Annotated in this window: 4 protein-coding genes; all 4 read left to right on the top strand. The window is 58.1% G+C overall.

Annotated elements, in window-relative coordinates:
• Positions 1 to 40 precede the first annotated feature (40 nt).
• The 4 genes from CPA59_RS13565 to CPA59_RS13550 all read left to right on the top strand — a co-directional run bounded on the left by CPA59_RS13565 (position 41) and on the right by CPA59_RS13550 (position 10,506).
• Positions 41 to 1,285, top strand: a complete 1,245-nt coding sequence (locus CPA59_RS13565) for an aminotransferase class I/II-fold pyridoxal phosphate-dependent enzyme (RefSeq protein WP_038919431.1) — start codon at positions 41 to 43, stop codon at positions 1,283 to 1,285.
• Positions 1,286 to 1,309: 24 nt separating this feature from the next.
• A complete protein-coding gene (locus CPA59_RS13560) occupies positions 1,310 to 1,579 on the top strand; it encodes an acyl carrier protein (protein ID WP_038919430.1) in 270 nt (89 codons plus the stop codon).
• Positions 1,580 to 1,650: 71 nt separating this feature from the next.
• Positions 1,651 to 3,555 carry an ACP S-malonyltransferase gene (gene fabD / locus CPA59_RS13555; RefSeq protein ID WP_107759691.1) on the top strand — a complete coding sequence of 635 codons (1,905 nt, stop codon included), beginning with the start codon at positions 1,651 to 1,653 and terminating at the stop codon, positions 3,553 to 3,555.
• A gap of 3 nt (positions 3,556 to 3,558) precedes the next feature.
• Entirely contained in the window at positions 3,559 to 10,506 is a 6,948-nt protein-coding gene (locus CPA59_RS13550; protein ID WP_107759689.1) for a non-ribosomal peptide synthetase, read from the top strand.
• Positions 10,507 to 10,544 lie beyond the last annotated feature (38 nt).

The following is a 10,544-nucleotide window of genomic DNA, read 5'->3' as shown; positions in this document are numbered from 1 at the left end:
ATTCTCCGAGAGAGAATAAATAACCAAGGAGGTTTTTATAATGGATTTTCATGATCTGGTCGAACTTGAGCGTAAGCCTTTCAAAGAACGCGTCAAATTACGTTATGGCACCTATTTAAAAGAAGTAGAAAAAGGCTTTATGTTCAGCCGCCAGGGGATGGGGCCTGTCGATGCGCAGATGCAATACAAAGATCTGCACAGCGACGACTTCAGGAACGTGCTGGTGTTTGGCTCCAACAGCTATCTCGGTCTGGCTAACCATCCTTATGTAAAAAGTCAGGTGGTTGAAGCGGTAGAGAAATACGGTATCGGCACCGGCGGGTCACCGGCATTTTCCGGTTATACCAAGCAACATCGGGATCTTGAGCTGCGTCTGGCGGCGCTGGCCGGCCACGAAGACGCGGTGCTGCTGCCGAGCGGCTATATGGCAAACCTGTGCTGGGTTAACGGATTGATGAATCGTAACGACATCATCATCTATGACCAGAACAGTCATGCCAGCGTGATCAACGCCGTCAAAATGACCAACGTGCCGTTCTTTACCTTTGATCCCGAGCGTCTGGATGAGTTTGAGGCGATGCTGCCTAAAATTCGGGCGCGCTCCAAACCGAATGCCCAGATTTTCTCCACGGTTGAAGGGGTGCGTTCTACCGACGGTTCGATCATCGATCTGAAGCGTTATATCGAGATTTGCCGGGCGCACGACATCATCATCATTCTGGATGACGCTCATGGTTTAGGCACCATGGGGCGCACCGGCAAGGGGACGCTCGAACATTTAGACCTGTTAGGCCAGGTAGATTTGCGGATGTCCACCTGCAGCAAATCGCTGGGCGCGCAGGGCGCTTTTATTTCCGGCAGCCGCGAGCACATCTTTATGCTGCGGAACTTCTCTTACCCTTACCTGTTTACCTCGGGGTTGGCGCAACCGACGATTGCGGCGATTTCCGCGGCATTAGACGTGATGGAGCGTGAGCCGGAGCGCATTGCCCGCTTGCATGACAATGTGCGTTACATGCAAGACCTGCTGGAAGCGAAAGGCTTCAACATTCTTCGCGGCGAATCGGGGATTATCCCGGTCTTTTTCAGCAAGCTTTCTGTCGTAGGCAATATCAATCGCCGTCTTTTCGAACGCGGCGTGTTTGCCAACATCATGGAATACCCGATGGTTCCCCCCGATAAAGAACGCCTGCGTATTTCGGTGATGTCGACCCATACCCGGGAAGAGATCGAGCAGGTCGTTGAGCTTATCACTGAGGTAGCGCGCGAGTTTGACGCACTCTAATGGATTGGATGAAGGAGAGAAGAAATGGATGCTCAGAAAGAGATTCTCGCGGTGGTGCTCGACATTATTAACGGCATCAAAAATACCGGGTTTACGCCTGATGTCGTGGAGTTGGATTCGTTTATCGGCGGCGAGCTTGGCGTGGATTCGGTCGAGATGCTGGAGTCCTGGTACGAGATCGAGAAGCGGCTCCACATCAAGGTCAACGACGGCGATAAGCGCGGTATTTACACGCTTGGCGACCTGATCGGCACGATTGAGGCCCATCTACCGGCAGAGGCTGTCAAGTCCTGACCCCGCGAGCGGCTGGTGGGATAAGCAAGCAACGTTAAGTGACAATCCTAGGGAACAGTAATAGGAGATTTATGTCTTCTTCAATTTGGGTATTTCCTGGTCAGGGATCGCAGCAGAAAGGGATGGGGGATGGGCTGTTTGAGCGTTTCCCCGAACTCGTCAGAGAGGCCGACGACGTGCTCGGTTTCTCGATTCGAGAGCTGTGCCTCAACGATCCGCAGGGCGTACTTGGTGAGACGGAATTCACCCAGCCGGCGTTGTTTGTTGTCTCAGCGCTCGGGGTTCTTGCCAATCGACAAGACGGCGTGGACGCGCCGGACTGCTATGCCGGTCATAGTCTGGGGGAATTCGCCGCGCTGTTTGCGGCAGGGGCGTTTGACTTTGCCACCGGCGTCGCGCTGGTAAAAGAACGCGGTAGGCTGATGTCGACAGCGCCGCGCGGTGCGATGGCCGCCGTTCTGGGCATCGAGCTGAATCAGGTGACGGCGTTACTGGCTGCGTCACCGTTTAGCGGCATTGATATTGCCAACATCAACTGCGCGCAGCAGATCGTCATTTCAGGGCTGTATGATGACATTATTGCCTGTGAAACGCTGTTTACCGCTGCGGGTGCGCGTTATATCAAGCTGAATGTGAGTGCGGCGTTTCACTCGCGCTATATGCGTGATATCGAAGCCCGGTTTGCGCAGTTTGCCCAGCGTTTTACCTTCAATCCGCTCAATGCGCGGGTGATTTCCAACTATACCGCGCATGACTATCCCACATCCGATTACCTTGAGCTGTTGGCGCGCCAGATAAGCCACCCGGTCCGCTGGTACGAAAGTATGTCGCGGCTGCTGGCGTCTGGCGAGGTCAAACAGCACGAAATTGGGCCGGGGCAGGTGCTCACCAGCCTGTTTGCGAAAATCAGCGCGCAACCGATGACGTTGGCGGATGAGACGGCGCCCACGGTCAAAAACGTTGCCAGTTCCCCCGCCGCGCATGCATCCAACCATGCATCCAACCCCGGCGTGGTGTTTATGTTCGGCGGGCAGGGCTCGCAGTATTACGGCATGGGGCATGAGCTGTATCGTCGGAATGACGCGTTCCGCAGCCAGATGGACATCTGCGATGCCCTGTGTCGCCAACACACCGGCTACAGTCTGCTGGATACGCTGTATGACGACGCTCGCCGCCATCTGCCGCTCTCTGATGTCGCGTTGTCGAATGTGGCGTTACTCAGCGTGGGCGTCAGCCTGAGCCATATGCTGAAAGCCGAGGGCGTCAAACCTGACGCGGTTCTGGGATACAGCCTGGGAGAGTGCATCGCCGCGGTCGTCGCCGGCGTACTGACGCTGGATGACGCCATAAAACTGGTGGTGTCGCAGGCGCACTTACTGCGCGATAAAAGCGCAGGCGGCGGGATGATGAGTGTGCTGGCGCCGGTAGCGCATTTCCATACCCATGCCGCGCTGTATCAGGGAACCGAGTTAGCCAGCATTAATTTCCAGAATAACTTTGTGGTCAGCGGCAATCGGGCGAGTCTATCGGCGCTCAAAGAACGTCTGACGCAACGGGACGTTATCTCGATGCTGCTGCCGGTTGAGCAACCTTTCCACTCGTCCGGCATCGCCGCCATCGAGACGGATTTCCGGGCTCTGGTCGATACCTTGCCGAAACACCCCCCCGAAATGACGGTTTACTCCGCGCTGTTGGGGACGTCGGTTGAACGATGGGATAGCGAGTATTTCTGGCGCGTCCTGCGTGAACCGGTCGATTTCTACCGCTTAATGCAGGGGTTGGCGGCGAAAGACGAGGCATTTTTTGTTGATCTCAGCCCGACAGGCACCCTGTCAACGTTCATCAAATACGGTTTTGCCGCGCGCATTCAGCACGGCGCCGTCATCAATCAATTCGGCAGGAACGCCGAAAGCCTATCCAACTTACTGAATGTTATAAAAAATCATTCCAGGCAAGTTGTCACGGAGGGAGCATAACTCATGACTATCACGCAGGAAAATATGCTCTTGTCGCGTAAGGACACTGCCGTGGCGTATTGGCAGCGCTATCTTACCGGGGCGCAAACAACGGCCAACGCCAACCTTGTTAATGCCACGGAGAGCGAGGATGCCAAGGCCGCACTATCCTCCGCTGCGCAAAAGGCCGCACTATCCTCCGCTGCGCAAGAGGTCGGTGTGCTCGTCTCCCACGTGGGGCGGGCGCTGAGTACCGAACTGCTGGCGCTGGTGCAGCGTGAGTCCACTTCGTGGGATGTGTTGATGACGGCGGCATGGGCGCTGCTGTTAAGTAAGCACAGCGGCGAGGAGGAGGTGCTGTTCGGCAAGCGCTTTGCTGCCAGCGACGCAGGGGAAGACTGTGCCTTGCCGTTGCGGTTGATTATTGATGGCGACCGCTCCTTGCAGCACTGGTTTGGCGATATTGCCACCGTGTTTGAGCAGCATCAGCGCCATGCCGATCTGATGCCGGATGCCTTTGCGCACGGTGTCGGTTCCCCATCCAACCCACCGCTGTTTGAATCACTGATCGGTGTGTATGACGAGCAAGGCCCTGAGCAGGAAAGCCCCGTCGTGCCGGTGCCGCTGCAGCTTATCGTGCAGACCGGGACGACGTTGTCGTTAACGCTGCACTATCGTCAGGGCGAGATAAGCGATGCGGATGCGCATAACATTCTCAATCGGTTGCAGCAGCTGCTGTCCAGCTTTGCGCAAGGCAGCGAGCGGACAGTGGGTGAACAGTCACTGCTCAGTCGCGCCGAAAGTGAACGCGTTATTCACGAATGGAATGCGACCGAACTCGATGTGGCGTTGGATCGCTCGCTCTACGCCCTGTTTGCCGAGCAGGTCGCGGACAGAAACGACGCCACCGCGCTGGTGGCCGGTGATGAGCGGTTAAGCTATCGGCAGCTTGCCGAACGCGCCGAACAGATTGCCGAAGGGCTACGCCGTGTCGGCGTGACGCAGGGCGATCGCATCGTGCTGAGTATGGATAAAACGCCGAATCTGATCGCGTCCATGCTGGGTATCATCAAGTTAGGGGCCGCTTATGTGCCCGTCGGTCTGGATGCGCCGGCCGAACGTCGCGCCTTTATCATTAACGATGCGAACGTGCGCTGGACGCTGACCAGCCGGGCCGATCGGTCAAATTTCGACGAAGGCGCAAGCAGCGGCTTGCTGTGGGTTGAGGATTATCTGCAGCAGGCGCAGCCGGATGGCGGGCAGCGTGAGGATGCGTCCGCTGACACCATCGATCCGCACACCATCGATTCGCACGCTATTGCCTATATCATCTATACCTCTGGCACAACGGGCACGCCGAAAGGCGTGGAGATAGCGCATCGTAGCCTGATCAATTTCTGCGCCTGGTGCGAACACATCGGGATTTTTAGCGTCGGACAGCCCATTACCCAGTTCGCGCCTTATACCTTTGATGCGTCTGCGGGCGAAATTTTCGGTACCTTGACCCGCGGCTGTGAACTGCATCTGCTGTCGAATGCGGTGATCCAAAACCCGCCGGCGTTGATGGCGTACATGACCCAAAACGACATTCGTTTCTCGGCGTTCCCGCCGCCGTATCTCACGCACTTAGATCCGGCTCTCGTGCCGCAAGGCATGACCATTTTGACCGCGGGTTCGGCACCGACGATCGGGCTGATTGAGCGCTGGAGCGAGCGCTGCCGGTACATCAATGGTTATGGCCCGACGGAAACCACCATTATGTCGTCGGCATGGATGCGTGGTTTTGAGCAGAGCCAGGATACCCGCCTGAGTATCGGGCGGCCGATCGCCAATACCCGTATGTACGTTGTCGATAATCTGGGCCAGCTTTGTGCGCCCGGTATGGCGGGTGAAATCTGGATCGGCGGTGAAGGCGTCGCGGTGGGGTACATGAATCGCCCTGAATTGACCGCCCAGCAGTTTATCGCCGACCCCTGGGTTGCCGGGGGCCGAGTCTACCGCACCGGCGACATCGGGCGCTGGTTTGACGATGGTCGCATCGAGTTTCTTGGCCGCCGCGATCACCAAATCAAACTGAGCGGGTACCGTATTGAGCTGGGTGAAATCGAGTCGCGTATTGCCGCGCTTGAGCACATCAAAGACGCTACCGTTGTCGGTATCACGCCGGGTGGCGGCGAAGCGCGGCTGGTGGCGTATGTGGTGCCCGAGGCGGGTTGCAGCGGCGGTGCGATTGCGCAATGGCGCGAGGCGCTCGCCACGCAACTGCCCAGCTATATGATCCCGGCGGCGTTTGTGGTGATGGAGTCGCTGCCGCTGACCGTCAACGGCAAGATCGATCGCAAAGCCTTGCCGCTACCGGACAACAGCGCTTACGTGCAGCGTGACTTTGAAGCCCCCAACGCCGGTACGGAAGCGACGCTGGCGCAGTTATGGCAGACCATTCTTGGCGTGCATCAGGTCGGACGGCAGGACAACTTCTTCGAACTGGGCGGGCATTCACTGTTGGCGATGCAACTGCAAGCGATGCTGCGCGAGCAGCAGCTCTACACCGATGCGCCAACCATCTTCGCTCATCCGGTGCTGGCCGATCTGGCGGCACAGATTACCCATCAGGATGACGCTTCGCAGGCGTGGGTGGTTCCGGCTAATCGGGTGACGCCGGAAACCACGGCGCTTCATCCGGCGCTGTTCCCGTTGGTGTCGTTATCTCAGCAGCAGATAGATCAGATCGTGGCCCGCACGCCCGGTGGCATCGCCAATATTCAGGATATCTATGCGCTGGCGCCGCTGCAGGAAGGCATCCTCTTCCATCATCTGTTCGATGACGCCGGCGACCCTTACCTTCAGTGTGGTCACCTGTCGTTTACGCACCGACAGACGCTGGACCGATACCTGGAGGCTATTCAACGCGTTATCGATCGCCATGATATCTTGCGTACCGCGTTTATCTGGCAAGGCCTGGAGACGCCGGTGCAGGTTGTGCTGCGCGATGCACGTTTGCAGGTCACAACGCTCAGCGTTGACGCCCGGCATGGCCCGGTGGTGGCGCAGATGAAGGCGCGCTTTGATCCTCAATCCAACCGCATCGATCTCACCCAGCCGCCGCTGCTGCGCATGGTGGTAGCCTACGACGACGAGCAGGCATGCTGGCAAGCGTTGATGTACATCCATCATTTGGTGGATGACATTCCCTCATTGCAGATGTTGCTCGCTGAGATTCAGGCATTCCTCACTGGCAGGGGGGAGAGTTTGCCTGCGCCGGCGCCATTCCGTCATCACGTGGCGCGCCTGCAACAGCGTAGCGATACCCAGCAGCAACTGGCCTTTTTCAGCGACATGCTGGCAGATATCACCGAACCGTCGGCGCCGTTTAATCTCAAGAGCGGCCATCTTAACGGCCAGCGCATCAGTGAAACACGGCGTCCGCTTGAAGCTGCGCTTGCGCAGCGGCTACGCGCTCAGGCCCGCCGCCTTGGCGTCAGCGTGAGTAGTCTGTGCCATTTGAGCTGGGGACGGGTGCTGAGCGCCGCCTGCGGCAGCGATAGCGTGGTGTTCGGCACGGTACTGTCGGGGCGTATGCACGGCGAGAACAGCGATAAAATCATGGGACCGTGCATCAATACGCTGCCGCTGCGTCTTGACGTGGGGGCGGTGTATGCGGTTGATGCCGTGCGTCAGACGCATCAGCGTCTCTCTGCGCTGATAAAACATGAGCACACTACCTTATCGCTGGCGCAACAGGGCAGCGGCATTGTGGCGCCGACGCCGATGTTCAGTACGGTGTTCAACTACCGTCGTAACCGCCCGACAGACGTGGACGTGTTAGGGGGGATTGAGTTTGACGGCGTGGCCTGGCACGGCTTTGACGAGCGCACCAATTATCCTATCTCGATTTCTGTGGATGACGCCGATGTCGGCTTTGATATCGGCGTTCAGGTGATTGAGTCGCTGTCTGGCGAGCGCATTTGGGGTTACTTCCAGCAGAGTATGCTTAGCCTGGTGGAGGCGCTTGAAGTCGAGGCCACCGCGTCTGCTGCGCCGGTGCCGCTGTATGAACTGACGGTGCTTCCGCCAGAAGAGCGCCGGCATCTGCTGAACAGCTGGAATGATACGGCGCTGCCGTTCCCGGCGATGACGATGATTCATCAGTTGTTCGAGCAACAGGTCGCGCAACACCCCCAGGCGCCGGCGCTGCAAATGGGCCACGTCCGCCTCAGTTATGCCGAGCTTAACCAGCGCGCCAACCGGCTGGCTCACTACCTGATAGCGCAAGGCGTGGCGCCGGATACGCGCGTGGCGGTGTGTACGGAGCGCACCGAAACCATGCTCATCGCCTTACTGGCGATCCTCAAAGCCGGGGGCGCCTACGTGCCGCTCGACCCTGAATATCCCGCCACCCGGCTGGCCTATATTCTTGAGGATGCCACACCGAGGGTATTGGTGGTTGACCGGCGTGGGCGCGACCTCTTTGGGTCTGCGACCGGCGGTGATGTTACGGTGGTCGATCTGGAGCGTGACGGCGCACGTTGGGAAGAACTGCCTGGCGGCAACCCGGATGCGGCAATGCTCAACGCCAGACATCTGGCGTATGTGATTTACACCTCGGGGTCGACCGGCAAGCCGAAAGGCGTGATGGTTGAGCATCGTCAGGTGGTCAACTTCCTCACCGGGATGCAGGCGTTATTCCACCTCAGCGCTGAAGATTGCCTGCTCTCCGTCACCAGCATTTCATTCGATATTGCCGGGCTGGAGCTGTATTTGCCGTTGATGACGGGCGCGTCGATTGTGCTGGCGAGCCGTACTCAGGCGATGGATCCTTACGCGCTGCTTAATCTGTTGCAAACCCTGAATATCACTATCATGCAAGCCACGCCGACCACCTGGCGCTTGCTGGTGGATACCGACCCAACGCCACACCCGCAGTTGAAGATTCTCTGCGGCGGCGAAGCGCTGCCCAGTGATTTGGCCCGGCGTCTGCATGCCTTCGGCGAGTCACTGTGGAACCTCTACGGACCGACGGAAACCACGGTGTGGTCAACCTGCAATCGCGTCAATGCAGAGGACGTCACGCAATACAACCAGTCGATTGGCCGTCCGATTGCCAATACGCAGGTCTATCTGCTGGACAGACACGGCAAACCGGTGCCGATGGGTGCTATCGGGGAGCTGTATATCGGCGGTGACGGCGTTACCCGTGGTTATCACCAGCGCCCGGAGCTGACCGCCGAGCGTTTTATCCCCGATCCGTTCTCAACCGATCCGACCGCGCGTCTCTATCGCACCGGGGATTTCGCGCAATTTATGGACGATGGACGGCTGATTTTCCTCGGACGTACCGATCATCAGCTGAAGTTACGCGGGCATCGTATCGAACTGGGCGAAATCGAAGCGCGGCTGTTAAGCCATTCCTCGGTGCGTGAAGCGGTGGTGGTTGCCAGAGAAGATATTTCCGGGGAGACGCGGTTGGTGGCGTATGTGGTTCCCGGTGCGACCGAAGAGCGTGCAGCAGAGCCATCGCCCGACAGTAATCACCTTGATTTTAGCCTGTTCTTCTTCGGCGCGCATACTGATGCCCGACAGGGATATCACCATTGCGCCGAGGTGACGGAGTTCGGCGATCGGCACGGTTTCACCGCCGTGTGGACGCCGGAACGTCACTTCCACAGTGTCGGCGCGCTGTTCGCTAATCCGGCGCTGTTAAGCGCCTCGCTGGCGGCCAGAACGCGCCATATCCAGCTGCGCTCCGGCAGCGTGGTGTTGCCCTTGCACGACACGCTCTGCGTAGCTGAAGACTGGTCGATACTGGACAACCTGTCGAACGGCCGTGTCGGTATCGGCATCGCTTCCGGCTGGAATCAGCGGGATTTTGCGCTGGCGCCGCAGAACTACGATGCGCGTTGGGACGTGATGTATCAAGGCATTGAGGAACTGAAAACGCTGTGGCAGGGCGGTAGCGTTTCTCGCCGGGATCATCATGGGAATGACATCTCGGTACGGATTTACCCCACGCCGGTGCAAAAGGAGCTGCCGATATGGATAACCGCTGCCGGCGCGCCGGAAACCTTTGAGTATGCAGGCCGCAGTGGGGCGAATTTGCTGACCCACTTGCTGACGCAGAATATCGACAAGCTGGCTCACCATATCGGGATATACCGCACGGCGCGTGAAAACGCGGGGTTCGACCCCCGCACCGGCACGGTGACGGTGATGATCCATACCTACCTGGGGGAGAACCTTGACGAGGCATTAACGCAGGCCAAAGGACCGTTCCTTGATTATCTGGAGGGACATCTCAGCTTGCTCTCGGGCTGGCTGAAAGAGCAAAACATTCACCTCGATACGCTCCCCAGCGCGGATAAACAGAGCATGCTGGAGTTCGCGTTCAGGCGTTATACCCGTGAGTTGTCATTTATTGGTACGCCGGAATCCGCGCTGTCTGTGGCAGAGAGTCTGCAGGAAGCGGGGGTGAATGAGGTGGCGTGTCTGATCGATTGGATCGTGCCTGAGAATGCGTTATCGGCGCTGGAACACCTGGTGACGCTCAAAGGCATGGTTCAGAGCCTGTTTAGCCGTAAGGCATTGCGTAAACACCTGCAGGATGGGTTGCCGGATTATATGGTGCCGGCCGCCTTCGTGACGCTCAAAGCGTTACCGCTGACGCCGAACGGCAAGATAGACCGTAACGCCTTAGTGCCGCCGGATGAGATGTCTTTCGCCCGGCGCGCGTATGTTCCGCCACAGGGGAACATGGAAATCACGATGGCGTCTATCTGGGAAGAACTGCTCGGTGTCGAGCGGGTCGGCCGTCATGATCACTTTTTTGAACTCGGCGGATATTCGCTGTTAGCCGTGCGGTTGATTGAACAGTTGCGCCGCAGGGGGCTCAGTATCGAGATTCGCACACTTTTTGACACGCCTATTCTGGCAGACATTGCGGCCAGAACCATTGAGCTTGCGGAGACCCGACTGTGAGCAGGCTATTTCCCACATTTTTGCCAGACGGCCCTGAC

Origin of the sequence: Dickeya sp. Secpp 1600, assembly GCF_003049805.1 — a bacterium.
Lineage (GTDB): Bacteria > Pseudomonadota > Gammaproteobacteria > Enterobacterales > Enterobacteriaceae > Dickeya > Dickeya fangzhongdai.
This window is presented reverse-complemented; position numbering and strand designations above follow the sequence as displayed.